Raw genomic sequence first — 25,955 nt, 5'->3', positions numbered from 1 at the left:
CCCTGGGTAAATATTTCGCCTTTAATTGAAATTAGATCCCTTCTTTGCGAGTTAGTAACACCGGACAGGGGGCATTGACCCGAATATAGTCCGATAGGGAAGTGCCCAATAGTCGGTCTAAATCTGGCAAACTCTTGGCAATGGAGGGCCGGCGATCGGGGGAACCCAACAGCATCAAGTCAGCATTGTAATCCTCCGCCAATTCGCATAGTTTTTCCCCTGGCTTACCCCCCGTTACAGTGCAACGATAGGCAATGCCCAAACGCTTCGCCTTGGCGATCGCCGGAGCTAGGACGGGGTTTTCCTCAATTTCTTGCCGGGAAAGGGGTAGTAGATCCGGCTTCAGGTCGGGGTTCACCCGAGCTAGAATTAATTCCCCTTCTGGATAATCCCGCAAAAGCTCCAGGGCCAGTTCCAACGCATACTCCGCCGCCGCTGACTTATCTAGGGCCACCATGACCCGTTTAATGCGCTTAACGTAAATATCGTCCTTCACCAACAACATGGGGTGATTGGTCAGTTGAAATACATACTGACTAACAGAATTTTCTAGAATGGCTTCCAACCGTTTCAAGCCCCGGGAACCCATAATAATCAGGTCCGCATCAATTTCGTTGGCCACATCACACACCACTCCCTTGGGGTCTCCTTGGCGCAACACGGTGGAAACCTTACTGGGTTCGATGGCCACATCCTCCAACAAGTCCGCCAGGATTTTACCGCCCTCGGCCCATTTTTCCGTGAATGCCTCCGTGGTAATTTGGGGCGGAACCACGTGCAAAATCGTGATCGATGCCTTTTGCACCGCCGGAAAGTCCATCATGGCCTTGAGCATTTCTTGGGTTTGGCTGGTGCCAGAATCTGCGTATAAAATTTTGCTAAGCATGATAATTGAGTTCCTTGAATCGGTTCAGGGAGAGTCTCACCGTGCCATGGAGATTGATAACGGCAAGCCCTCCTCGGTTAAGCCTTATCCCTTCAGAATAAGGCCAATGCAAGCGCAGAAATTTAACGACTTGTTGCGGACTTTCTCAGCCTTGGTGGGCCATGGTTCTAGGGAACTCCTAACCCAATACCCATATCAACAGCTAACCTGCCCCTCCAATTGACGGCAGGAGTGTGTCAAAATCTAGGGAAATTTGAGATTGTCGTCAGCCATTACCGACGAGTAAAAGCTATGAACGTGATTGTGGATTTATGTGTTGTGCCCCTGGGTGTGGGGGTTTCCGTGGGTCAGTATGTGGCCGCTTGCCAGAAAGTACTGGCCGAAGCGGGGCTGAAACATACCATGCATGCCTACGGCACCAACATTGAAGGGGATTGGGACGAAGTTTTTGCCGCAGTTAAGGCTTGCCATGAAGCTGTCCATGCCCTGGGAGCCCCCCGCATCACTTCCAGCATGCGTTTTGGTACCCGCACTGATCGCCCCCAAACCATGGATGAAAAGGTGAAAAGTGTGGAAACATGGCTGGAAAATTCTTAGACGGGCAATGGTGGGAAAGCCAAAGTTAATTGCTAATTCTCTCTAGCCAAGGTGAATTTTAGTTTTTAACCCGTCAACTTAGTTAACTTTCGGGCTCCGTTGCTTGTAGCTCCACTAGATAACTGCCCCATTTTTCCTCGTTAGTGCGGGGGTCAATGTCTTTTTTTAACAACCGCCAACTTTTGCCTTCACTTTGCCGCTGTAGGTAAAGATCGAAGGGATTCTGTTTTTGAGTCACCGTTTGCCGGGGCAAAATTAGTTTTAAATCATATCCCCCAGTCAGGTGATAGGCCGGTAAATTATCCACGGCGATCGCCTCAATATTTTTGACATTGATTTTGCTAATTTCAAAATCTGGGGTCGGGGCGTTTAAATGTTGGCTCAGGGCAGTTTGGGTACGATTAAGTTGGAAAGTAATTGCTTGCTGTACCACCGCACCGTCAGGGGCAAATTCCAAAGGGGGCGGGGCACTTTGACAGGCATTTAAACTGAAGCAAATCAAACCAAGGGTTAACCAATTTAGCAATCGATACCGATAAAAATCGATTAGGTTAACGCTGAAACTCTGCCAAGGCTGAAGGATTTGCTTGCCCGAAAGTGATTTTCGCATAAACAATTAACTAATCAGCGCTATTCAACTGTTGCAATTTCTCCAATACCTTTTCTGCGTGGCCCTTAACCCGGACATTAGGCCAAATGTGGGCAATATTCCCCTGGGGATTGATCAAAAAAGTAGAACGAAGAATGCCTTCACACTCTTTGCCCATAAACTTTTTCGGTCCCCAAGCGCCATAGGCTGCCGCTAATTCGTGTTCCGGATCACTGAGCAGTTGAACGGTTAAATTATGCTTGTCAATAAATTTGCCGTGACTTTTTTCCGAATCCGGACTAACACCGACAACAACAGCATTTAAATCTGTAAATTCCGGTAACTTTTCGCTAAAATCTATCGCTTCAGTGGTGCAACCGGGGGTATTGTCTTTGGGGTAAAAATAAAGCACTAACCACTGCCCCAAAAAATCATCGGAGGAAATTGTTTTCCCCTCAGCATTGGGGGCGGAGAAAGTCGGGGCTGGTTGATTAGTTTCTAAGGCAGTGGCCATGTTAAAAAAATTCTTAAATGTCTTAAGAGAAATGATCTTGGGAACTTTTACAGGAGTGATAATTGTTATACCAATTCGTTAAATTCCAGCGACGGGTCAAGAGATATCCCCCCTAGCCCTCCTCACTAAAGCTCCGGTTGAGAAGGGGGGAAGCCGATAGGCGGGGGGATTAGGAATCGTATCTATCATTTTAAAATTTGGTATTACTTAAAATCTCACCTGAATAGCTTGAACTTACTTTATATGTAAAGGAATCAAAATCAGGGGCAAAATGGCGATCACCAGGAGAAGGAAAGATCCAACCCAGCTAGCTAAACGGTGGGAATCCGGGGTAATGGAAAAACCTAGTAAATGGTCAATGCGGGCTAGTAAGCGGTCTTGTTGACCAGAAAAGGGCACTGCCAAAGGAATGGGATTGGCAACGATGGAATTTTGGGACACTAGGGCCAGGGCTTCCGCCAGGAGCAAGGGATCACAGTTTTTTGCCCCATGGCGATCGGCTCGACATTCCCTCTGCCACAGTAATTCCTGCCATAAAGATTCCGTTTCCGGTAGCCAAAAAGTTAGGCGACGCAGGCATCCTAACCAGAAAAACGTCCAAGTATCCCGGTAAAAACGATGGGCATTTTCATGGGCTAAGACCGCATTTACCTGTTCCGGAGACAGCAATTTCAATAAACCCTGACTTACTACCAGTTCCGGTGACCATAATCCCACCTGGGCGCTGTAGGGAAAAGGAGTATCCAAAAGACGAATTTTTTGTCCTTGCCAATCGGCCAACGGATGAACTTTTACCGCCGCCAACGTTTGCCAAGTTTGCCAGGTAAGGTTGGCAACACAAACTGCTGTCCAGAGCAAAAATAGCCAAGCGAGAAAGTGACTGCCCATGCTAGCGGGGAAGCCAAACATCCAACCACAGCCCATCCAGGCGATCGCCATGCTAGTGGTAATCAACAGTAGGGGGGGAAGGGCAAAAAAGCCTAACGCTATGGACCAAGATAATCCGCCCGGCCAGCAACGAATGGCCCAACGCAGGCCAAAGGCAATTAAAACTGCAATGGCAAACAAAATACTGTGCATTATTTCTCCTCCTGTCGCTGTTGTCGGGCCGCCCGCAAACGATCGGCGATCGCCGTTAACTGGTCAATGCTAGCGGTGTCTAAACTGTCAGCAAAGGCGGCCACCACATCGGGATTGCTAATGGCCAAAAACTGCTGTAATTGTTCGTAGGACTGCACCGCTTTGGCCTGGTCTGCACTCACCCTTGCCGTCCAAATAAAGGCTTTGCCCTGGCGATGGCACACTAACCAGCCCTTCTTTGTGAGCCGATTTAACACCGTGGTTACCGAAGAGTAGGCCAATTCCCGGTCAGGGTCGCTCAAAATGCGATCGTGGATATCTTTCACCGTGGCCTGGCCCAATTGCCAGATAATTTGTAAAATTTCCTGCTCCAGGGGGCCCAGGGACAATTGTTGGGGACGGTAGGGGGGAATCCAGCTCATGGGGAGGAGAAAATACTAATTCTTTTTGGAGGGAATAACCCCCATCACTAATCCTAACTTCCCTCAGGAAGAAAACAAGCTATGAAAGCAAAAATATCCTCAGACTTAACTGGTTGTCACAATAGGGGACGGACTGGACGGAATAAATGGCTATGGTCGGGATGATAAAGGCGCGATCGCCGGGGTAAATCAGTCTTTAAAGCTGGGCTAATCAGGTAAAGGGTGGTGCGGATTAAATTTTCCCGCAAACTTAAGGCTGCCATTTCTGCCAAGGGCACTAACCAAATCTTTTCATCGGGCCAACCCACCCGAAAACAAACCGCTACGGGAGTGTCGCCGGGATAATGCTCTAACAATTGGTTCTGAGCTTTTTCCACATGGCGCGCCGCCAGGTATAACCCCAAACTAGCTTGGTGGTACGCTAAACCTGCTAACTCTTCCCGTTCTGGCACCGCCGAAGCCGCACCACTAATGCGGGTTAGCACAATGGTTTGCACGAGATCAGGCACCGTAAGTTCACAGTTTAAGATCGCCGCCGCCGCTTGAAAGGCGCTAATACCCGGCACACAGACAAAGGGAATATCCGCTTCTCCCAGGGCTTGCATTTGTTCGTGGATGGCGCTGTAGAGGGTTAGATCGCCGGAATGGAGTCGCACCACAATCTTGCCTTGGCGCACCGCTGTGATCATCAAAGGCACAATGGTTTCCAAGGTTTTATTCCCGGTGGCAACACATTCCGCCTGGGGTCTGACGTCCGCCAAAATTTGTTTGGGCACCAAGGAATCGGCATAGAGGACTAAATCCGCCGCCTGCAAAAGCTTTTGCCCCTTAATGGTCAATAAATCCGGATCACCGGGGCCCGCCCCAACAAAATAAACCGCTGGAGAAAAAGAAGAGTTTTGTGAATCCATGAAGACGTTTTTATAAAGATTATCTGGGAGGTATAAGAAAAACAAATAGCATTTATCGATAACTATAAATTGCGTAAAATTTTCACAATTAAGACCATTTTAAATATTTAGTTTAAATGCCTAAATTGTCATTTTCGCTTTTATTATCATAGAAAATTTTATTATTAGTCTTTGTTGAACTCCTAATACTCTAGTACCTTATAGTCGTACTAATCAGCTATAATTGCACCAATGATCTTTACAGGAAGCTTGAATGCAGAAGGCTTTGAAGGATGGTTGAGAGTGTATCTTTTAGCATCACTCAGCATTCCATCAGTCTTAACAATGGATAATGCTTCCATTCATCGTAAAAATGCCATTAAAGAATTGGTTAAAGAAGCCGGTCGTGAGGTTGTATTTTTACCGAAGTACTCTCCTGATTTAAATGATATTGAGCATGATTTTAGTGCGTTAAAAAGAATCAGAATGTATGCCCCTGTCGGAACATCCCTTGATGAAGTGATTCGGTCTTATTGCATCGTCTAGTGCTTCACTCTTATTTGAAATAACTATAACTATAATTACATATTTAATGCTAAGATTGCTAGAGATTTCCAAAAAAGCGAGTGTAACAATGTTAGATAAACTACATTGTTCAAATTTAGGGAAATTTATAAATAATACCACCGGACTCACTAGCTTCAAAGGTGGCATTGAACTCAATCGCCTTTTGGTCCAAATATTCTTTGGCTTCCTTACCATCAATTTCTGCGGCCTTGCAAAACTGTAAAACCGTAATGGTGTTTTTATTTTCCTCTAGAATTTGGAAGAAAATTTTTCTGAGGTTCTCCGAGGTCGCCATAGTGATTTGTTGTTGTTGCTTTCTGCCATCATGGACCGCACTCCAGAGTAGCCCACCCCCCAGGGCACTCATGGGCAGGGAAAAAATCATCAGAGCCGCCGCCGCTCCATCCCGGTCTTCCTGGGACTTAGTGGAGTCGAAAATTTCCACCACACAGTAGAGCCCCAAAGGAATTCCCAGGGAAAGCAAAAGAAAAGCCACAATTTGTTTAATTAATCTCATGGTTCCAATGGGCTAAAAAGTTAATTGGGCAAAAACTCAGTAAATTAGACTATTTTGCCATTAACACCACAGAAGAACGGGGCTGAACCCAATATGTTTCTCCCTCAACCGGAGAGGCGATCGCCGGCTCCTGGAAGTCCAACGGAGTTGGTAAATAGGTATCCACCAGTCGATGCCAAATCAAACCATCGTTTAGAGGGGGCAATTCAAAATTCAGCGGTTCCCAATAGGCATTAAAGATCAGATGGAGAATTTCCTCCGCTCCTGGATGGAATAGGGTGACCGCTAAAGTATGGGAAGTGTAAGACCAATCGGGCTGGGCTAGTTTCACTCCATGCCAAACCACGCAGGAGCCCGGTAAATCCTTAGTTGCTTTAAGATACATTTCCCGCAGAGCTGCTTCGTCCACTGGAGGGAGGGGTTTATAAACGGGTTCTTCCCCGTCCTGGCCATCCCCCTCAGAGCCGTCATTTTCATCGGGAAAGCGGGGTAGAGCAAAATTTAGCACCGGCAATAAACTTTCCTCAAGAAATAGGGATAGGCTTTGGGTCAAAGCAATAATGCCCCGCAAAAAGTGAGTTTCATCGCTGTGGGTTTCTTCCCCACTCCAGTCGAACCAACTTAGTTCGTTATCTTGGCAATAGCCGTTATTATTGCCCTGCTGGGTTCTGCCCACCGGATCTCCCATCAGCAACATCGGCGTACCCTGGGAAAAGAATAAAATAGTTAGAAAGTTTTTAATTTGCCGCAGTCGCAGTTGATTAATTTTGGGGTCATCGGTTTCCCCTTCCACGCCACAGTTCCAACTGAAATTATCATTGGTCCCGTCTCGGTTCTTTTCTCCGTTGGCTTCGTTGTGTTTTTCGTTGTAGGAAACCAGGTCTACCAGGGTAAAACCATCATGGCAGGTGACAAAGTTGATACTGCGGTTAATATCCGTATCTTGGCGATAGTAAATGTCGGGGCTACCTAGTAGGCGGCTAGCCAATGCTGGCACTGCGCCATTATCCCCTTTGACAAAGCGACGCACATCGTCCCGAAAAGGACCGTTCCATTCCGCAAACCAGTCTGCCAACTCCACAAATTTACCGACGCTGTACAGTCCCGCCGCATCCCAAGCTTCGGCGATCAATTTAGTACCGGCTAAAATCGGGTCGGATTCGATCGCCCAGATGATGTTGGCGGTGGCAATTTCACTACCATGGAGGGGCACTCCTTTGGTATCTCGCACCAGTACGGAAGCCAAATCAAAGCGAAAGCCATCCACATGCATTTCCGATACCCAGTAGCGCAGGGAATCAAGGATTAGACCCCCCACCACGGGGTGATTAGCCTTAACGCTATTACCGCAACCGCTGTAGTTGCTGTAGGAACTTTTATCTTCATCGAGGATGTAATAGGTTCTGTTATCAATGCCCCGGAAGGAAAGGGTGGGGCCTTTTTCGTTGCCCTCCGCAGTGTGGTTAAAGACCACATCTAAAATCACTTCTATGCCCGCTTTGTGCAGGGCTTTGACCATGTCCCGAAATTCGTCTACCACTTCCAGGGGATCATCGGCAGCACTGTAGCCTTGGTGGGGCGCAAAAAAGCCGATGGTACTATAACCCCAATAGTTGGTCAGTCCTGGTTGGGCATCTTCAGGGTCAAAATAATGCACCGGTAATAATTCCACCGCTGTAATGCCCAATTCCTTGAGGTAGGGAATTTTTTCAATTAATCCTGCATAGGTGCCCCGTTTGTTTTCGCTTAAGCCCGAATTGGGGTTGCGGGTAAAGCCCCCGACGTGGAGTTCGTAGATAATGCTGGCGGCGTAGGGCGTGCGGGGGGCATGGTCATCCTCCCAGTCGTACACACTGGTGTCCACCACCACGCTGCGTAGGGCCTGGGCGCAGTTATCTCCGAGGGCCATGGCTGCTTTGCGGTCGTAAATATCCTTCCCGACGATCGCCTTGGCGTAGGGGTCGAGCAAAACTTTGTCCGGGTCAAACCGATGGCCCTTTTCCGGTTCGTGGGGCCCATCAACACGGTAAGCATAAACCTGCCCCGCCTTTAAACCCTTCACAAAAACATGCCAGTAGTAGAAGGTGCGGTTCCGTCCTCGATGAAGCTCAATGGTGCGGGCCGGGGCCGGATCATTAGGGCGATCAAACAACAATAGCGTGACCCTTTCCGCATGTTTGGAAAACAAGCAGAAATTAACCCCATCGGCGTAGACCGTTGCCCCTAAGGGAAACGTTTGGCCAAGGTGGACATCGGTGGACAGGTTGGGAACAGATATCAACTGTGGCACAGGCAATTCCAAAAATTGTTCAGATTCTTTCCCTTAAAACTAGCAAACCTTTGGAAAAGGGAAACAAGGGCGATCGCCCTTGTCATCGCCGGATGTTTTTTCCCGTGGTGGAAAGTTAGTTTAGCCCTGGCAAGTAAAAGGAGTGACTAAAACTTTCTGGCGCACCCGGTTTTTAACGATCCCTAACCTAGACCCGGCGGCAACGGTTCCCCACAAATTAAATGGATTTCCTTGATGCGCTCAAACAACCAAGGTACGGACTCTCGATATTCCGGTAACAATGCCAAGGGACTAAGCAAAGCGGCGGCCGTTAGGTCTGCTATGGTCAACTGGTCACCACAAAGATAGGACTGATCTTGCCAAACAGATAGAACCCGGAAAGCCAGGGCCAATCGTTTTTTCGCTAGGGCAACGGTGGTGCCATTGATGTTGTACTGACGGCGGACAATTTGAATGACCATCTGACTGGCAAGGGATGGGTCAATGGCCTTGCCTGCCCCAGCTCGGTAGTCGTAATAAACAAACCGGGTTGCCGTACCAATACTTTCATCCAACCAATCCTCCAGCCACTCCGCCCTCAATCTCTGTTCCGCTTCCAGGGGAAATAAACGGCGATCGGGGGAAAATTCCTCTAAAAAGCGGAAAATCTCGCTGGAATCACTGATACATTCCGGTTGTCCTGGGAGTTCTGGACAAAGTACTGGCACAGTAGTGGCACCGGTCTTGGGTTTAAGTTGCAGGGCATGGACACCGGGAGTTAAATTTTTAACTCGGTAAATAATGCCCTTATAACCCAAGGCCAGCCTAGCTTTGCGGCAATAGTGGGAAGTGCTGAATTGGAGCAACAACATCCTAGGTAGCCAATGTCCGACGCTTCATGGTCATTTCATAGGCTTCGATGATGTCTCCTTCCTTCCAGTCGTTGAACTTGCTACAGCCAATGCCGCACTCATAGCCAGCATTAACTTCCCGCACGTCCTCCTTAATCCGTTTGAGGGAATCGATGTTGCCTTCAAAGAGCACTTGGTCACCCCGGCGCACCCGCAGGTTACGATTCCGGATAATTTTGCCTGACTGCACGTAACAACCGGCAATATTACCCCGACCCACGGGGAAGACAGCCCGCACTTCCGCTGTTCCCAGGGAAGACTCAATTTCTTCGGGATCCAAGAGACCTTCCATGGCTCCTTGGATGTCATCCAAAAGCTTATAGATGATGTCGTATTCCCGAATGTCCACCCCTTCTTGGTCCGCGGCTTGACGGGCTCCACTGGCCAAGGTGGTGTTGAAGCCAATGATGATTGCTCCACTGGCGGCGGCCAAATCCACATCGGTTTCCGTGACTTCCCCTGGGGACGCCAACAGGACTCGGATCTGTACTTCCCCTTGGGGTAATTGTTCCAAGGAGCCTAAAATAGCCCCCAAGGAACCCTGTACGTCTGCCTTGAGGATGATGTTGAGTTCCTTGAGTTCCCCTTCCTGGGCCTGGGCCGAAATACTGCTGAGGGTAACCTTGCGGGAAGACATGGCCTGTTGCAGACGGGTTTGACGGTCTTCCATGGCCCGGGCTTCCGCTTGCAGACGGGCATCTTTTTCGTTGGTAAAGACTTCAAATTCATCCCCAGCGGCGGGCACATCCCCTAGACCAAGGATCTCCACTGCAAAGGAAGGACTGGCTTCCTCGACTTTGTCGCCCCGGTCGTCGATCATGGCTCGGATTTTGCCGTACACAGCCCCCACCACAATAGCATCCCCAACTCGGAGAGTACCGTTTTGGATCAAGAGGGTAGCCACAGGACCCCTGGTGCGGTCTAGGTTAGCCTCAATCACGGTGCCTTTAGCCTGACGGTTGGGATTAGCAACTAGTTCTTCCACTTCCGATACGAGCAGAATCATTTCGAGCAAGCCATCCAGGTTATCTCCGTTGAGGGCACTGACGGGCACCATGATGGTGTCTCCCCCCCATTCTTCAGCCAGAAGGCCAAGTTCGGACAATTCCTGCTTAATGCGGTCGGGATTGGCTTCAGGTTTATCGACTTTGTTGATGGCCACAATGAGGGGAACCCCGGCGGCCTTGGCATGGCTAATGGCCTCTTTGGTTTGGGGCTGGACGCCATCATCGGCGGCTACCACCAGAATGGCAATGTCCGTAACCTTGGCTCCCCGGGCCCGCATGGCGGTAAAGGCTTCATGGCCAGGAGTATCAAGGAAGACAATCTGTTCGGTTTTGTCGTTGTGCTCCACTTCCACGTGGTAGGCACCAATGTGCTGGGTAATACCCCCCGCTTCCCCTTGGGCCACCTTGGTTTTGCGTATGGAGTCCAGCAACGTGGTTTTACCGTGGTCCACGTGACCCATGATGGTAACCACAGGGGGACGACGTACGAGGTTGTCCAGATCCGCTTCGTCGAGCATTTCTGTGGTTTTAGCGGCGGCGGCGACCCTTTCAGGGGTTTCCACGGCCACTTCAAAGGATTCGGCCACCATACGGGCGGTTTCTTCGTCCAAGGTTTGGGTAATTTGCACCGCTACCCCTTTGAGGAAGAGCCGTTTGATGATGTCTGTTTCGGAAATTTTTAATAGATCCGCCAGATCCCGGACAGTCAAGCTCCGGTCCAACATGATCACTTCGGGTTTTTGCACCACTTCCTTCCGATCCCGGCGATCGCCACGACTGCGGGAACTACCACCAGCGCTACTACCCGCTTCGGATTTGAGAGTGGGCTTTTTAACCTTGGCCACAGTGGGGGTGCTGGGTTTCGCCGCCAAGGATTTTGGTTTAGGTGGACGGGCAATGGAAAGACTAACCAGGGTAGGCTTGGGTCCATTATCCCCATCTATATCCAGGTCATCGTCATCGTCGTCCATTTTGGGCCGGCGTTTGCCCTTGTTGGCCGCTTTGGCCTTATTGGCTTTTTCGTCTTCGTCATCTTCCCACTGATCTGGCTTACCCAAACGCGGAGGAGTAGGGCGCTTCAGCTTGGGCTTGGGTTTCTCGGTGGAGAGCAGATCACCGTCATCGGCATCGTTGTCCCCATCGACCCCCTTGCCCCGACTAAGGGGCGGAAATTCCAGCAATTCTGGTAAGTTTTCGTCCTCTTCAGGCCGGGGGGGCTTGGGCCGGCGCAATTCTACCTTGGGCTTAGGTGGTTCCGGAGCGGCGATCGCCACCTTCTCTTCCCTGTCACCGGGGGAGCGGGCTTGACCCCGATTATCCTTCAAACTAACAATTTCCGGACGGTTAACCTTGGGTTTAGCGGGGGCAGGGACAGCGGTTTTGTTGGGACTGGCTGTTCGACCAGGAGGCCCTGCCAAACGGGGGGCTGGAGCCGCTTTCTTTGCAGGAGGAGTAGGGGGAGCTGGCTTACTGGGGGGAGATTGCAAACTGGGCACTGGGGGCGGTGCCAAAGGCTGGGTGGGGGGAGCAACACTTTTGGGCGCTTCCTGGGCAGGCTCTTCCTGTTTCTGAATCTTTGGAGCTGAAGCTTTGGCCACGGGGGGTTGGGGGAGCGTGGGGGCCTTCGGCGCTTGTAGTTTTGGCCGGGGAGGGGGGGTGGGCCGGGCCGGAGATGGACCGCCAGATTTTTCCTGTTTGTGGTGAATTGCTAGAATCTTTTGCTGCTTGGGATCTGACTTATCCTCTTTCGACTCCGGACGGGATGCCACTCTAGGCTTTTTCGGTTGTTGGGGGGTGAATTTTTCAGCTGCCGCTTTGATGCGCTCCGCATCGGATTCACTGATGGTACTGCTATGACTTTTAGCAGCCACGTTGAGCCGTTCGCAGATGTCTAAAATATCTCGATTCTCCAGATTTAATTCTTTTGATAGGTCATAAATTCTGACTTTGGCGTTGTTCATCCACTGTCCCCCTGACTAATGATCCATAAATTTAATAAGTGACAAATTGGTTTATGTGAGTGCAAAGACTAGGTGCACAGACAGAGCACTAGCTTTTTCCAGGGGCATTGTCCCCAAGAAAGCTTTGCGGAGTCGATAAGGTGAAGCCGAAATAGTAAATGGTTTTACTCCTAATGCTAACTAACGATAACTGCCGCTGGGTAAGTTTCGGCAGAGGGCATCCATGGTGATGGATAGGGAAAGGGTTTATGGCAGCGCCTCAGGGAGTGGTGAGAAGACGGGCTTCTAGTTGCTCAAAGAGATGGCTGGGAACTGGGGCTCGGAGGGCCCGCCCCAACAGATTTTTGTGGCGAGCTTTACGCAGACAGTCATGGGTCGGACATAAATAAGCCGATCGCCCCGCACCGTGATCTAATTGTACAGTTCGAGATGGATAGACTCGGACAATTCGCCAAAATTGTCGGCGATCGCCTACTTTGCGACAGCTGAGGCAACGACGGTATCCAGGGGCCATGGTCAACGGTGGGCAAGGAGTGGTCAGGACAAATTAGCACAAAGCTGGCATTATCAACCTTTCCTAGCTTAACTCTTCTTCCTCCCCTAACTCCGGCCCTTGGTCTTGGTCCCATTCCTCTACTTCTTCTTCCACCTCGGCGATCGCCTCTGGGGTTTCCTCTAACTCTTCAGCTTCCTCGGCTTCCAAAGCAGCCATTTCCGCTTCTAATTTAGCTTGGGCCTCCTGTTCTGCTGCTTCCCGTTCTGCCCTGGCCTGGGCTGAAGCCGCCGCCCGCTCCAAAATAGATTGTTCAATGGCTTCCTTATCCCGGGCATAGGTTTCGGGATCTTTGATGTCAATTTTCCAACCGGTTAGGCGGGCCGCCAACCGGACGTTTTGTCCCTCCTTGCCAATCGCCAAACTGAGTTGATCCTCCGCCACAATTACCAGGGCATGGCGCTCCTCCGCATGGATGAGGTAAACCTGGTCCACCCGGGCTGGACTGAGGGCCTGGGCAATATACGTGGCCGGGTCTGGGGACCAACGGATCACATCAATTTTTTCCCCCCGGAGTTCGTTGACCACCGCATGGATACGGGAACCCCGAGCGCCAATGCAGGCTCCCACCGGATCCACATCCCGCTCTAGAGTGTCCACCGCAATTTTTGTTCGGGGCCCCACGGAAGGGGAAGGGGGTTTGGCTTCCCTGGCCACGGCAACAATGCGCACCACCTCTTCTTCAATTTCCGGCACTTCCACACTAAATAAATCCACCACCAACCCCGCCGCTGCCCGGGAAACCACCAATTGGGGACCTCTTTGGGAGCCTTCCCGTACCCGTTTGAGATACACCCGGAAGGTGGAGTTAGCCCGGTAATTATCGTTGGGTAACTGTTCCCGTTTGGGCAATTCTGCTTCTACCTCTGGCTGACCAAAACTACTCTGCACCGCCACAATGATGGACTGCCTTTCAAAGCGCAGGGCCCGGGCATTGAGAACAGTGCCTTCCAGGTCTTGGAATTCTTCTTGGATAATTTTTCGTTGTTGATCCCGCAGTTTTTGCAGTAATACCTGCTTAGTTTGAATGGCGGCCATGCGCCCAAAGTCCTTTTGTTCTGGGGTCACATCCAGCACTACTTCGTCCCCCAGTTGAGCTTCTTCGGCCACTTCCAGCACTTCCTTGAGGGAAATTTGTTGGTCAGAATTTTCCACTTCCTCCACAATCCGTTTGGTGGAAAGTACCCGAAAGCCTTCTTCTTCCGTGTCTAATTCCACCTCAAAGTTGTTGAAATATTCTTCGGGGAATTGGTGTCCCATCAACTGCGATCGCCGAAAACGCTCGTAGCCCTTCAATAAAGCTTCCCGTAGAGCTTCTTCCACCGCCGTGGTGGGTAAATTATTGCGCTTACTAATTTCACTAATCATTGCCGGGAGCCCCGGTAAACTAACAAGAGACATGGAAAATCCTCCAAAATATTTGCGATAAAGCTCTAGCCCTTCCCCAGACCTAGGCTGGCTAGACTCCAGGGTCAATTAATGGGGTAGCCGCACTGTTAACCCCACTGTCAAAGGAATAGCCACGGTTCTCCCCCTAATGCTTAAGTAAACTGCCTCTCCATCTCGCCCTTGTAAACTCCCCTGCCACTGACTTTGGCCCTGGTGGGGATTGTCACTGGTAACCACTACTTCAAACCCTTTAAAGGCAATAAAATCTCGCTCCGTGGCGAGGTATGGGGAAATGCCTGGGCTAGAAACTTCCAACACGTAGGCGCTGGCGATCAAACTGCTTTCCTCCAATTGGGCTTCAAAGCTCCGACTAAAGGCTTCACAGTCATTAAGGCTAGTATCCTGCTGGAGATTACGGATATCAATCCGCAACACCGGTGGACGTTTATTGGTTTGGAATACCGCATCCGTCACTTCCAGCCCCAAATCCTCGGCAATGGGCTGTGCTAATGCAAGAATGTCGGGAATTACGGGATGGGTCATTGAATACAATTGGGCATAAAAAAAGCGGGGGACACCCACTTCTGGAAAAAAGTCCAAGATTGGGGCAGACCGCACCGTTGCGTATCTACTCTGCGTCCAGTTTAGCAAATCTTCGTGGCCATCCGACCTAATCTCCCCACTCCCCCATTAATCACCCTATCTCATTCCCTTTTGCCGGTGACGATATAGGAAACCCGTTGGGCAATATTGGTGGCATGGTCGGCCATTCTCTCTAGGTGGCGAATCACTAGGGCCATAAGCAAAATTGGTTCCACTACGCCCTTAATGTCCCGTTGGAAGGCGAGGGTTTTATACAGGCGATCGTAGGCGTCATCCACCACGTCGTCCATTTTTTTGACAATTTCCCCGGCGTTGGGGTCCAGTTGGGTCAGGCAAACGAGGCTTTGGTCCAACATATGTTGGGCTTGCCAGGCCATGGCGGCAATTTCGTCCATACAGGGATGTGGGGGATAGCGGGTCAACTTCATGGCAATTTCCCCCAAATCCTGGGCATAGTCGCCAATTCTTTCTAAATCCCGCACTAATTGCATAATGGCGCTGAGTAGACGCAGATCTTGGGCTACGGGGGCTTGCAGGGTGAGGAAACTGGCGCATTCCTGCTCGATATGGCGGTAGAGGCGATCAATTTCCTTTTCCAATTCGGCAATTTTTAGGGGGGTTTCTAACCTATTCTCAAACAGGGCCTGGTGGCTCATGCGGAAGGATTCTTCCACTAAGGCACCCATGCGGAGTACGTCTTGCTCTACCCGTTTGAGAGCTTGCTCAAAGTAACTACGTTCGGGATTGTTAATCTGTTGGGATAAACTGGCGGCCATGATACTAGGGGGATGGGGAAAGAAATCGACTGAACAGACTATTTAGGACCACCTACGGGTATGGGAAAAGACCGGAATGCCAAAATCAACCGTTAATTTCAATTTCAATCAGCAGGCCATTGCTCAACTGACCGCTCCATGGAGAATTGGTGTGTTCATTGTAATGTTGGCCGCTGCTTGGTTGCCTTTCTTGGTGCCCCTTTCCCTGGCGATCGCCGATGCCAATTTGCGTTCCATTGTGGTGATGGGGATTTTATTTTTAATTTTCCTGGTCCTGCTAATTTTTTGGAGTCATTGGTGCTACCAAACACCCCTGTCTTTAAAAGCCTATGGAGTCTACGGTCTGGGCTGGAATCGTCGCCAGGGAGTGGAGTTATTGCGAGGGCTGGGGCTTGGTTTTAGTTTTACCTTCGGTCTATTTATCATCCAGGGCTTATTGGGCTGGGCCGTGCTGGCACCCGCTGGCGATCGCCTCTGGACAATTATTATGCAGGGAAGCCTCACTGGGTTGGGAGTAGCCCTAGCAGAAGAACTATTTTTTCGGGGTTGGTTACTAAAGGAGTTGGAACAGGGTTATGGCAACAAAACTTCCTTGGCGAGTAACGCCATTATTTTTGCTGTGCTCCATTTCCTGAAGCCCCTAGGAGAAGTAATCCGCACCCTGCCCCAATTTCCCGCTCTGGTGTTGTTGGGTTTGAGCTTAGGCATTACTAAACGCCGCCATGGCGATCGCCTGGGCCATAGCATTGGTCTCCACGGGGGCATGGTCTGGGCCTATTACATTGTCAATGTGGGGCAATTAGTGACCTATACGGAAAAAATGCCGGCTTGGGTGACGGGCATTGACCGCAATCCTCTTTCCGGAGTGATGGGTATCGCTGGTTTATGCCTCTTACTTTGGCTAGTCAACCAAGGGGAAAAGCCCTGGCTTAAACGACTGGGCTTTTAACGGTGGTAACAAATTGCTTTAGCTTGAGTAAACTAAGGGTCTGGCCTAAATTTAGGGGCAACAGGGAAATACCTTCCAAACGGGATTGGACCCAACCATCGCCCCAGTACCATTCATGGAAACCGTCAATGGTCCCACTGAGTATGAGACGCAAATGGTCATCCCCTACCCGGTCCACCGTTTGGGTTAATGTGGCTAAACCCACACCAGTGTGGAGCGTAACACCGGGGATCAATCGCTCCGGCAAACCTTCTCCCAGGGGGAGGGGGGCTAACCATTGCCGCAGTTGGGGAATTTTGGTTAAGCTGTCCCGAATTACCGGTGCCGTTGCTTCCACTTCAATGCGGAGTTGGCTATGTTGAAAATTTCCCAGCATGGTGAGTAGTGAGTTCAATTAATGCAATGAACAGATAAAACTGTCCCTAGCTTAACGGGAAATTAGTTTGAGGCAAGGGATCAATATTTTCTGGCAACAATATATTCGGCGATCGCCTGGAGGGGCTCGGCGGAGGGGCCAAAGGGTTCCAGGGCGACAATGGCCTGGTCAATCAAACTTTGGGCCTGGGCCCGGGAAGCTTCCAAACCGAGGAGACTGGGATAGGTGGCTTTTTGGGCTTTGACATCTTTACCAGCGGTTTTACCCAACTCTTCCTGGGTGGCGGTGATGTCGAGGATGTCATCCACCACTTGAAAAGCTAAGCCAATATTCTGGGCATAGCGGGCCAGTCTCTGTTGTTGTTCCCCAGTGGCCCCGGCCAAAATTGCGCCTGTGAGCACGGAAGCTTCCAGCAATGCCCCGGTTTTATGGGTATGGATAAAAGTTAGGGTTTCCGGGGTGATGTCAGTGCGCCCCTCCGATTCCAGGTCTAGAACTTGTCCCCCCACTAAACCGGCGGCCCCCACCGTGCGACCCAAACGGGCAATAACTTGGAGTAAAGCTTGGGGATCAGCCTGGGGGGTGTGGGTAACTACATACTCAAACGCATAGGCTAGCAGTCCATCCCCGGCCAAAATGGCAATGTCTTCCCCGTACACTTTGTGGTTAGTGGGTTTACCCCGGCGGAAATCGTCATTATCCATGGAGGGCAAATCATCATGGATGAGGGACATGGTGTGGATCATTTCCAGGGCACAGGCCGTGGGCAAGGCCAGGGCTTCATCACCGCCACACAGTTCGCAGGCCGTAATGCATAAAATCGGTCGCAATCGTTTGCCCCCCGCCAACAGAGAATAACGCATGGCTTCGTAAATCTTTTCCGGCCGGGCGATCGCCAGGGAACTATCCAGGGCTGCCTCGACCACACCTTTTTTAACTTGTAAGTATTGGGCTAAATCAAAGTCGGTTCGTGTTTGTTGGGCAACCATACTGTCACTGGATACTAAATAACGGGGTTGGGCAATGGCCGGGAGCGGCAACTAGAGCCCATTTTACAGGTAGGGGTGATGGAAGAAACCTAGGACAAGGCACGAATGGCTTCCAAAAGTCCCCTCGCTTTATTTAAAGTTTCCTCATACTCTTTTTGGGGATCGGAATCGGCCACAATGCCAGCTCCGGTCTGCACCGACACCCGATGGGCTCCATCTGGCTGTTCCTGCACCACCATGGTCCGAATGGCGATCGCCGTATTTAACTGGCCTTCAAAATCATAGTAGCCATAGACTCCGGAGTAGGGCCCCCGCCGTTCCGGTTCCAGCTCGTTAATAATTTCCATGGCCCTAATTTTCGGTGCACCACTGACGGTGCCAGCGGGAAAACAAGCTTTCAAAAGATCCCAGGCGGTTTTATCCGATGCCAGTTCTCCCACTACGTTACTGACTATGTGCATGACGTGGGAATAACGTTCAATCACCATCAACTCATTCACTTTGACTGAGCCCTGAACGCAAACCCGTCCCAAATCATTGCGACCCAAATCCACCAGCATGACGTGTTCGGCGATTTCTTTGGGATCGTTCAGCAATTCTTCGGCTAACTGTTCATCCTCTGGGTGGGTTTTGCCCCTGGGTCTGGTGCCAGCAATGGGGCGTACCGTGGCCATTAATTTGCCATCCAGTTGGCGATCGGCTTTGACCATCACCTCCGGGCTAGAGCCAATAATTTGCCAATGGCCAAAGTTGTAATAAGCCATGTAGGGGGAAGGATTAATCAGCCTGAGGGAACGGTAGAGCTTGAAGGGATCATCCCGGTAAATAGTGGAAAGTCTTTGGGAAAGCACCACCTGGAAAATGTCCCCCGCTGTGATGTAATCCTTGGCGATCGCCACTTCTTCTAAAAACTTTTCTTGCTCCGTATTACTGCTGTAGTTCAGTTCCTTACCCTCAAGTTGGGTTTTGGTGAGCAGTTCCAGGGCGGTGGCTTCCGGCGGCAGAGGTAATTGTAATTGCAGGACTAATTTCGTCACCCGTTGACAAGCATTGCGATAGGCAGTTTCCAAATCAACATTTTCCCCCCGCAAATCCGCAAAGGCAATCGCCCAAATTTTGCGTTTGACCTGGTCGAAAATGAGGAGATGGTCCACCTGCATCCAAATGCCATCGGGTGGATCTTCCGGCTGGGGTTCATACACAGGAACCCTGGGTTCCATCCAACGAATCAGCTCATAACCCCAAACCCCAAACAGCCCACCAATGCCCGGAGGTAGTTGGGGTAAATTCACCGGACGGATTGATTCCAAACATTGGGACAAAATATCGAGGGGATTACCCCGAAAGGTTTCCGTTTGCCCATTGCGTAAAACTTGGGTAGTTTCGTCGCCCCTGGCTTCTAGCACCCACATGGGGTCGCAACCGAGAAAACTATAGCGACCAATACTCTCTCCCCCTTCCACCGACTCCAGGAGAAAATTGTAGGGTTGGCTAGAGCAAACTTTGTACCAAGCAGAAACTGGCGTTTCTAAATCCGCCACCCATTCCTGATACACCGGAATAAAATTGCCTTGTTGGGCGAGTTCAGTGAAGTGAGAAAACCCAGGGGAAATCATAAAACCTTTGCCAACATTGAAAGAGCGAACTGTCAAAGGTTCAGTAGTGCCTTTAACAAATTCGCCCGTTAGTTAAACTTCTGCCAATTGTGCAAGTTCCGCAAGCAAGTAGAGCCAGGAACTAGACCTCGTAGGGGGCTTTACCGGAGAACTTGATGGTTACAGGTTCTGGGTTTTGGCCAATGCGGCGGGTTTTAGTACCTTGGGCTTCCCGACCTTCGTTAACTTTTTCAGGGAAAACGCCATCGGCGGGGTGGAGGTATTGAACTTCACCACTGGGATAAACACGGTAAATTTTGTAGTCTTGAATTTTGGGTTTAAATTTTGTCCGTAGCTGGGTCCCCAGGGCTAAACACTGTTCTTTGCGGGCTAGATAAAGGAGATTTTCCCCTTCGTTCATGATGGCCGCGCCGCCAGTGGGCATTTCAAAAACTTGTTCAGAGGCGCTGGTCCAGGTGATGGCATACTTTTCTTCCCGGTTGGCTTTGGAGAGAAGTCCACCAGTGCTGCCACCGAATTTAGGCGGTTGTCCAGAGAGTTCTGTCATAGGGATGAAAATGGAATTTCATAAGGTATTTTAGGGAATCCTACCACTGACCTACGGTTACCATCTGGCTTTGTCAAGAACTGTAACATTTCACCAAATTCTGCTCCCCAGGACAATGGGTAGAGCATCTCTGTTAGAACGCCCAGTAGGTTGGTGTAATCGAGATAGAATCATAGGAGTTTTGGCAAGGAGATTATGGGGACTTCTGTGTCCAATCCAACGGCGATTTTGCAGACTATGCAGGGTTTTCTGCGTAAATGGTGGTCTGAGTTCAACCTACAAACCCGGTTGATGGCCGCGGCCACCTTGGTGGTGTCCCTGTTAATGAGTGGGCTAACTTTTTGGGCAGTAAATACGATCCAAGAGGATGCCCAATTGGTGGATACCCGTTTTGGCCGGGATGTGGGTTTGTTGTTGGCGGCCAATGTTGCCCCTATGATTGCGGATAAAAATCTGACGGAGGTGGCCCGGTTTTCCAGTCGCTTTTACGAAAATACTTCTAATATCCGCTACATGATCTATGCGGACCCCTCTGGCAAGATCTTTTTTGGTATTCCCTACTCTGAAGAAACGGTTCAAAACTCCCTCACCCTAGAGCGGCGCATCGAATTACCCCAGATTGATCCCCATAATTTTGACCAGCCTTTTGTACGGCAACACCACACTCCCAATGGCGATGTCACCGATGTGTTTATTCCCCTCCAATACCAGGGCAAGTTCCTCGGAGTTCTGGCGATTGGTATCAACCCCAACCCCGCTGCGGTCAACTCTTCTAACCTAACCAGGGATGTGACCATTGCAGTTTTTATTTCCATTTGGGTGATGGTAATTCTCGGAGCTGTATTCAATGCCCTAACTATTACCCAGCCCATTAAAGAACTGCTGCTAGGAGTAAAGAACATCGCTGCTGGGAACTTCAAGCAGAGAATCACCTTGCCCTTTGGGGGAGAATTGGGGGAATTAATCGTTAACTTCAACGAGATGGCGGAGCGGCTGGAGCGTTATGAAGCCCAAAATATTGAAGAGTTGACTGCGGAGAAGGCGAAGCTAGACACCCTTGTTTCCACGATCGCCGATGGGGCCATGTTAGTGGACACCAATTTGCAACTTTTGTTGGTCAATCCCACTGCCCGTCGCCTATTCGCCTGGGAAAATAAGCCAATTATTGGCGAAAATCTCCTGGAAAATTTGCCACCGGAAATCACGGCCCAACTTACCCAACCCCTGAGGGAATTGGCCGCTGACCAAGGAAGTTTGCTGTTTTCCCCCGGCCATGGGCCTCAGGAAGAGGAGCAGGATAAAACCTACGCCCCGGAAGAATTTCGCATTAGCCTGACCCAACCGTTTCCCCGCACCATTCGTCTGATGTTGACCCAGGTGTTGGATCAGAACAGGGAAAATTTACGGGGCATTGTCATGACGGTGCAGGATATTACTAGGGAAGTGGAATTAAATGAAGCCAAAAGTCAGTTCATTAGCAATGTTTCCCACGAATTACGAACTCCCTTGTTTAATATCAAATCCTTCATTGAAACCTTGAGTGAGTTTGGGGAAGATTTGAGCGAAGTGGAGCGTAAAGAATTCCTAGAAACCGCTAACCACGAAACCGATCGCCTGAGTCGTTTGGTTAACGATGTCCTTGATTTATCCAAGCTAGAGTCTTCCAAAATTTACCAGTTAGATGCAGTTGATTTGTACCAGCTAATTGAACAAAGCTTACGTAGTTACCAACTTAATGCTAAGGACAAACAACTACAGTTAGAAAAAATTTTGGACCCGGATCTCCCCTTCGCTCTGGGTAACTACGACCTACTCCTGCAGGTAATGACCAATTTAATTGGTAATTCGTTTAAATTCACTAAAGCCGGCGGAAAAATCATTGTCCGAGCCTATCCCCTCCACCGTAGTAACCTTAGAGCAGAGGATGGTCCTGGCCTAGTACGGGTGGAAATTTCTGACACTGGCATCGGCATTGACCCAGAGGATCAGGCGGCCATTTTTGAGCGGTTCTATCGGGTGGAAAACCGGGTTCACACTTTGGAGGGTACTGGGTTGGGGCTTTCCATTGTCAAAAATATCATTGCCAAACATCAAAGCCAAATCCATTTAGTCAGTGAGGTGGGGGTGGGTACTACTTTTTGGTTTGATCTGGCCGTGTATCAATCCATGTTGATGGTGGTGGGCTAGGTTTCGCTTTGACAACCCTGATCCCAAAGTATAGTCATTTCAATTAACGATGAGAGAATTTAATGTAAAATTATGGAGTGTACAAAATGAACAGGTTTAAACAATGGCTTACAGTTTAGATTTAAGGCAAAGGGTAGTAGCTTATATAGAAGCTGGAGGAAAAATAACTGAGGCTTCCAAGATATATAAAATAGGAAAAGCCTCGATATACAGATGGTTAAATAGAGTAGATTTAAGCCCAACAAAAGTAGAGCGTCGCCATAGGAAATTAGACTGGGAAGCTCTAAAAAAAGACGTAGAAGAAAATCCCGATGCAAGATTGATAGACAGAGCCAAGAAATTTGGAGTGAGGCCGAGTGCCGTATATTACGCATTAAAGAAAATGAAAATAAACAGAAAAAAAAAGAACTACGTTATCGAGAAAGAAACCGGGAGGAACGAGTTAAGTACTATAGAATGTTAAGAGAACTAATTAAGCTCTATGGTAGTCAAGCTATAGTTTACATAGATGAATCTGGATTCGAAGCAATCCAGGCTTGTATTTATGCCTGGTCAAAAAAAGGAAAAAAAGTTTATGGAGATAGACAAGGAAAAAGGGGAGTCAGAGAAAATCTAGTAGCAGGGAGAAGAAAAGGAAAAAAAGATTTGATTGCGCCGATGGTTTTTACCGGGAGTTTGAATGCAGAAGGCTTTGAAGGATGGTTAAAATTATATTTGCTACCCTCCCTCGACATTCCATCAATATTAATAATGGATAATGCTCCTATTCATCGTAAAACTGCCATTAAAGAATTGGCTAAAGAAGCAGGTCATGAAGTTCTTTTTTTGCCGAAATATTCTCCTGATTTAAATGATATTGAGCATGACTTTAGTGCCTTGAAACGAGCTAGAATGTACGCTCCTATTGACACGTCTCTTGATGAAATTATCCGTTCTTACTGTGGCGTTTAGCGTCTCAGCTTTATTTGAAACTACTATAAGTGGAAAATTTACGCTATTCACACTGAACTTAGAACTTCCCTCCGGCCTAGGATGCGGTCTGTTGTCTAGGCTAACTTTGCCTTCAACCAAGTTTTTACTTCCTGGGCTGTACCTGGGGCGAGGAGAACGCCATTGCGGTAATGGCCAGTGGCCAATAGAACATTGTCATAGCCATCTAGGGGACGGATTACTGGCGCACTTTCCCCCACCGGCCGGGGACGTTTACCACTCCAATAATTAATAATTTCCGCCCGTTCCAAAAATGGATAATAGGCGATCGCCTGGTGCCAAAGGTTTTCCCTTAGTTGGACATTGGGTTCTCCGTTGGCACAGTCAGAGGGAAATTCGACGGTGGCCCCCAACCAAAATTGGCCATTGGCCAGGGGAACTAGGTGAATATCTTCAGTGGTCAGGACCGATCGCCAAGGAGAATTTTTCAGGGGATTATCAGCATCAGCAAGTTGCAACAAAAAGGCTTGGCCAATCACCGGCTGTAACTGCAACGACTCATTGTTATCGCTGTTGGGGTTGATCAGGAGGTTACTGCCTAGCCCTGCGGTGATCACAACATAATCCGTTGGAAATTTGGCTTGGTTAGTTTGAATGTTCTGGCAGTGATTGATAGAATCGGCAACAGGCAAAGGATGAGCAGCTTGGTGGAAATGACAACGCACTCCCCGTTGTTGAGCTGCTTCAATTAATCGTTGGGTGAGGGCTTGGGGCTGAATTTGCCAATCCCAAGGGGAATAGATTGCTCCGGCGATGGGCCCGTAACCCAAAGGCCAACCAGATAATTTCTGCTCAACTTCCGGCCTAGTCCACAATTCCAGAGGATAGCCTTGGCTCCGACGGACAGCTTGCAATTGTTGCCAACGGGACCAATCCGCCTCCAGCAGAATTTTTACTAAGCCTTGGCGATCGCCGGGAATGGTTTTGCCTGTGGCAGTTTCTAGTTCCGGTAAAAGCGTGCGGTATCTCTGTAAACTCTGTTCCCGTAATCGCCAACCCCTGCCCTTGGTTTTCTGGCTAATGACTGCCATCAAAATGCCTAGAGCCGCTCCGGTAGCTCCCTGGGCTGGTTCTTGGGCATCAAACAGGTCAATAGTTAAGCCTGACATGAGACTCAGCTCATAGGCGATGGCGGCCCCTACAACCCCCGCCCCAATAACGGCAATGTTTGGCATAGGTTAGTTTCTCTGTTGCTCGAATCTTGATCATAGGGCAGATCTCGATTTTGCTCTCACCTCAAAACGTCCTTGACCCCGTCTCCCAGTAAATAACCTTTCATCTTTCGCCCGGTCGATAGTAGAAAAAATTTTGTCAAAAGCAACCTTAGTTGCTAGAATTATAAATATCTTAAATACTTTAACTTAAGAGTTTAGAATTTTAGTTATCTAGGTATCTAGACTATAAAAATTAAAAGCTAGTAGATTACTGTAAACTTAGGCAAGCAATTGTAAATTATTCAAAAACTTTAAGTATGTCGAAGTCTAGTAACTTAAATTCTGTGAGCAAAGTCAGCAAAAATTTTTCCACCAAGCAGACCACCATTCGCCTGGAGAGCAAGATGATGGAGCGGCTCACCAAGCTCTGTGCGAAGGAAGGTTTGAGCAGGGAAGTTTTATTTGAGGCTTTATTCGAACACTATATAGAGGACAAAGAGGCCTGGACTGCAATTCTGGAACAGGCTAAGCAGAAGGCTGAATTTCGTCAGGCGATCGCCAACCATAAACGGGCTAAAACGATGATGGAAAAGTTTGGCTAGAAAAATTGAAGAAATTTCGGTAATTTCTCCCATAAGCCAGAAAATTTAGAGCAGATCCGCCAGAATATCAGTGATTTGAGCCTGGTGCTGGTGACGGTTATCGTCGTAGATCATCAGAGTATTTAGATTGCTGTGGCGACTGAGTTTTTGCACTTTGCGGGTATCGCCATTGGTGGCTTCTAGGGCGGCGGTGATGGCGCTGTGGCGGACTCGGTGGGGACTCATAACTTTATGAATGCCGGCGGATTCGGCACTGGTGCGGACAAGGTTATAGATGGCATTGCCACTAAGACGATGGCCAAAAGTTGCCCGGTCTAGGGTGCAAAATAGGGGTTCATTTTTTGGGCGGGGGCCAATGGCAGTTAACCATTGGTTGATTAAAGCCATGCCCTTGGCGCTGAGGGTGATGGCCTGTTTGCCTAATTTTCCTTTGCCTTTAATTAGTAATTGCCGCTCTGTTGGTTGATAGTCCCCGACGTTAAGTCCACAAACTTCCGCCCGCCGCAGGGCATTGTCCCAGAGCAAACGCATAATGGCTAAATCCCGCTTACCTTTGAGGGAATCAGGGGTAATGTGGTCGGTGATTTGTTTGAAGGAAGTGGGACTAACTCCGGTGGTATCCCGATAGGTTTCTGCTTTTAAACCTTCCACATCTTCTAGGGTGTACTGGCATTTTCCTACCCGCCGGGCATAGTTCACTAGGCTTTTAATTGCTGCCAATCGCACATTAATGGTGGCTGGTTTGAGATCCTTGGCTAGTAACTCTGCTCGATAGCGTAAAACCATGGCGATCGCCTGGAAATGATCCAAGCTCAAAAACCAGGCAATGACATCTGGGGACGGTTCTTCGCCGGCCATGGTGAGAAAAAAATCCTTTAACGCTTTGGCATAGGTCCTCCTGGTATTAGGCGATCTTTTATCCCGCAGAAGTTCTTCGAGGATATTTTGGTTAAGCCCAGATAAATTGTTAGGGGAAGGGAGGAACATAGGGAAGAAGTTGTTATGTGATTCTTA

26 protein-coding genes and 1 pseudogene are annotated in these 25,955 nt (G+C 49.3%); 7 read left to right on the top strand and 20 right to left on the bottom strand.

The window, feature by feature from the left end; translation table 11 throughout:
* Positions 1–31: 31 nt before the first annotated feature.
* Positions 32–886, bottom strand: a complete 855-nt coding sequence (locus C7I86_RS00675; protein ID WP_010871337.1) for a universal stress protein — start codon at positions 884–886, stop codon at positions 32–34.
* A 231-nt stretch (positions 887–1,117) separates the two neighbouring features.
* Between C7I86_RS00675 and C7I86_RS00665 the strand changes: the two genes are divergently transcribed.
* Entirely contained in the window at positions 1,118–1,483 is a 366-nt protein-coding gene (locus C7I86_RS00665; protein ID WP_010871336.1) for an MTH1187 family thiamine-binding protein, read from the top strand.
* A gap of 82 nt (positions 1,484–1,565) precedes the next feature.
* Here C7I86_RS00665 and C7I86_RS00660 read toward each other — a convergent pair whose 3' ends face one another.
* From C7I86_RS00660 to cobM, 5 genes are all read right to left on the bottom strand, one after another.
* Positions 1,566–2,093, bottom strand: coding sequence for a hypothetical protein (locus C7I86_RS00660; protein WP_010871335.1), 528 nt, complete (start codon positions 2,091–2,093; stop codon positions 1,566–1,568).
* Positions 2,094–2,103: 10 nt separating this feature from the next.
* The gene (bcp, locus tag C7I86_RS00655) at positions 2,104–2,586 is read right to left on the bottom strand and encodes a thioredoxin-dependent thiol peroxidase (RefSeq protein WP_010871334.1); all 483 of its coding nucleotides are present in this window, start codon (positions 2,584–2,586) and stop codon (positions 2,104–2,106) included.
* Positions 2,587–2,820: 234 nt separating this feature from the next.
* Positions 2,821–3,666 (bottom strand): M56 family metallopeptidase, encoded by an 846-nt coding sequence (locus C7I86_RS00650; protein ID WP_010871333.1) that lies wholly within the window; start codon positions 3,664–3,666, stop codon positions 2,821–2,823.
* Complete coding sequence (locus tag C7I86_RS00645) at positions 3,666–4,088, bottom strand: BlaI/MecI/CopY family transcriptional regulator (protein ID WP_010871332.1); 423 nt, start codon at positions 4,086–4,088, stop codon at positions 3,666–3,668. Before C7I86_RS00645 ends, C7I86_RS00650 begins: the two co-directional genes overlap by 1 nt.
* A 116-nt stretch (positions 4,089–4,204) precedes the next feature.
* Positions 4,205–4,999 carry a precorrin-4 C(11)-methyltransferase gene (cobM, locus tag C7I86_RS00640; RefSeq protein ID WP_010871331.1) on the bottom strand — a complete coding sequence of 265 codons (795 nt, stop codon included), beginning with the start codon at positions 4,997–4,999 and terminating at the stop codon, positions 4,205–4,207.
* A 219-nt stretch (positions 5,000–5,218) separates the two neighbouring features.
* Here cobM and C7I86_RS00635 point away from each other — a divergent pair.
* Positions 5,219–5,524: pseudogene (locus C7I86_RS00635) on the top strand (transposase); the annotation flags it as partial.
* 115 nt (positions 5,525–5,639) lie between these two features.
* On the opposite strand, the gene C7I86_RS00630 reads toward C7I86_RS00635, so the two are convergent.
* The 8 genes from C7I86_RS00630 to phoU form a co-directional block, all read right to left on the bottom strand.
* A complete protein-coding gene (locus C7I86_RS00630) occupies positions 5,640–6,062 on the bottom strand; it encodes a hypothetical protein (RefSeq protein ID WP_010871329.1) in 423 nt (140 codons plus the stop codon).
* 49 nt (positions 6,063–6,111) lie between these two features.
* Positions 6,112–8,352, bottom strand: coding sequence for a glycogen debranching protein GlgX (glgX, locus tag C7I86_RS00625; protein ID WP_010871328.1), 2,241 nt, complete (start codon positions 8,350–8,352; stop codon positions 6,112–6,114).
* Positions 8,353–8,534: 182 nt separating this feature from the next.
* The gene (locus tag C7I86_RS00620; RefSeq protein WP_010871327.1) at positions 8,535–9,203 is read right to left on the bottom strand and encodes a glutathione S-transferase family protein; all 669 of its coding nucleotides are present in this window, start codon (positions 9,201–9,203) and stop codon (positions 8,535–8,537) included.
* A 1-nt stretch (position 9,204) separates the two neighbouring features.
* Entirely contained in the window at positions 9,205–12,210 is a 3,006-nt protein-coding gene (gene infB / locus C7I86_RS00615) for a translation initiation factor IF-2 (RefSeq protein ID WP_106907926.1), read from the bottom strand.
* A 259-nt stretch (positions 12,211–12,469) separates the two neighbouring features.
* Positions 12,470–12,724: a YlxR family protein gene (locus C7I86_RS00610; protein ID WP_010871325.1), complete on the bottom strand. Its 255-nt coding sequence runs from the start codon at positions 12,722–12,724 to the stop codon at positions 12,470–12,472.
* 63 nt (positions 12,725–12,787) lie between these two features.
* Positions 12,788–14,164 carry a transcription termination factor NusA gene (gene nusA / locus C7I86_RS00605; protein ID WP_010871324.1) on the bottom strand — a complete coding sequence of 459 codons (1,377 nt, stop codon included), beginning with the start codon at positions 14,162–14,164 and terminating at the stop codon, positions 12,788–12,790.
* Positions 14,165–14,239: 75 nt separating this feature from the next.
* Positions 14,240–14,695, bottom strand: a complete 456-nt coding sequence (gene rimP, locus C7I86_RS00600; protein ID WP_041425902.1) for a ribosome maturation factor RimP — start codon at positions 14,693–14,695, stop codon at positions 14,240–14,242.
* 161 nt (positions 14,696–14,856) lie between these two features.
* Positions 14,857–15,531, bottom strand: coding sequence for a phosphate signaling complex protein PhoU (gene phoU / locus C7I86_RS00595; protein ID WP_010871322.1), 675 nt, complete (start codon positions 15,529–15,531; stop codon positions 14,857–14,859).
* Positions 15,532–15,607: 76 nt separating this feature from the next.
* Here phoU and C7I86_RS00590 point away from each other — a divergent pair, with 76 nt between their 5' ends.
* Positions 15,608–16,480: a CPBP family intramembrane glutamic endopeptidase gene (locus C7I86_RS00590; RefSeq protein WP_010871321.1), complete on the top strand. Its 873-nt coding sequence runs from the start codon at positions 15,608–15,610 to the stop codon at positions 16,478–16,480.
* On the opposite strand, the gene C7I86_RS00585 is transcribed toward C7I86_RS00590, so the two are convergent.
* The 4 genes from C7I86_RS00585 to C7I86_RS00570 all read right to left on the bottom strand — a co-directional run bounded on the left by C7I86_RS00585 (position 16,461) and on the right by C7I86_RS00570 (position 20,008).
* Positions 16,461–16,856, bottom strand: coding sequence for a hypothetical protein (locus tag C7I86_RS00585; RefSeq protein WP_010871320.1), 396 nt, complete (start codon positions 16,854–16,856; stop codon positions 16,461–16,463). The two genes, C7I86_RS00590 and C7I86_RS00585, sit on opposite strands and share 20 nt — an antisense overlap.
* Before the next feature lie 80 nt (positions 16,857–16,936).
* Positions 16,937–17,845, bottom strand: a complete 909-nt coding sequence (gene crtE / locus C7I86_RS00580) for a geranylgeranyl diphosphate synthase CrtE (RefSeq protein ID WP_010871319.1) — start codon at positions 17,843–17,845, stop codon at positions 16,937–16,939.
* Between the two features lie 89 nt (positions 17,846–17,934).
* Positions 17,935–19,461 carry an anthranilate synthase component I gene (gene trpE / locus C7I86_RS00575; RefSeq protein ID WP_010871318.1) on the bottom strand — a complete coding sequence of 509 codons (1,527 nt, stop codon included), beginning with the start codon at positions 19,459–19,461 and terminating at the stop codon, positions 17,935–17,937.
* A gap of 121 nt (positions 19,462–19,582) precedes the next feature.
* Complete coding sequence (locus tag C7I86_RS00570) at positions 19,583–20,008, bottom strand: photosystem I reaction center subunit II PsaD (RefSeq protein WP_010871317.1); 426 nt, start codon at positions 20,006–20,008, stop codon at positions 19,583–19,585.
* Between the two features lie 195 nt (positions 20,009–20,203).
* Between C7I86_RS00570 and nblS the strand changes: the two genes are divergently transcribed.
* From nblS to C7I86_RS00560, 3 genes are all read left to right on the top strand, one after another.
* Positions 20,204–22,195 (top strand): two-component system sensor histidine kinase NblS, encoded by a 1,992-nt coding sequence (nblS, locus tag C7I86_RS00565; protein WP_010871316.1) that lies wholly within the window; start codon positions 20,204–20,206, stop codon positions 22,193–22,195.
* A gap of 103 nt (positions 22,196–22,298) precedes the next feature.
* The gene (locus tag C7I86_RS19005; protein WP_010871315.1) at positions 22,299–22,658 is read left to right on the top strand and encodes an IS630 transposase-related protein; all 360 of its coding nucleotides are present in this window, start codon (positions 22,299–22,301) and stop codon (positions 22,656–22,658) included.
* A complete protein-coding gene (locus tag C7I86_RS00560; protein WP_308417040.1) occupies positions 22,559–23,146 on the top strand; it encodes a transposase in 588 nt (195 codons plus the stop codon). Before C7I86_RS19005 ends, C7I86_RS00560 begins: the two co-directional genes overlap by 100 nt.
* Before the next feature lie 95 nt (positions 23,147–23,241).
* Here the strand turns inward: C7I86_RS00560 and C7I86_RS00555 are convergent, their stop codons facing one another.
* A complete protein-coding gene (locus C7I86_RS00555; protein WP_010871313.1) occupies positions 23,242–24,360 on the bottom strand; it encodes an FAD-binding oxidoreductase in 1,119 nt (372 codons plus the stop codon).
* A gap of 323 nt (positions 24,361–24,683) precedes the next feature.
* Between C7I86_RS00555 and C7I86_RS00550 the strand changes: the two genes are divergently transcribed.
* A complete protein-coding gene (locus C7I86_RS00550; RefSeq protein WP_223211320.1) occupies positions 24,684–24,941 on the top strand; it encodes a ribbon-helix-helix protein, CopG family in 258 nt (85 codons plus the stop codon).
* Positions 24,942–24,986: 45 nt separating this feature from the next.
* On the opposite strand, the gene C7I86_RS00545 is transcribed toward C7I86_RS00550, so the two are convergent.
* Positions 24,987–25,928 carry a tyrosine-type recombinase/integrase gene (locus tag C7I86_RS00545; RefSeq protein ID WP_010871311.1) on the bottom strand — a complete coding sequence of 314 codons (942 nt, stop codon included), beginning with the start codon at positions 25,926–25,928 and terminating at the stop codon, positions 24,987–24,989.
* Positions 25,929–25,955 lie beyond the last annotated feature (27 nt).

The sequence above is a fragment of the Synechocystis sp. IPPAS B-1465 genome (genome assembly GCF_003015225.1).
Lineage (GTDB): Bacteria > Cyanobacteriota > Cyanobacteriia > Cyanobacteriales > Microcystaceae > Synechocystis.
Note: the sequence above shows the minus strand (reverse complement) of the source record. Positions and strands in the feature narration are given on the sequence as shown.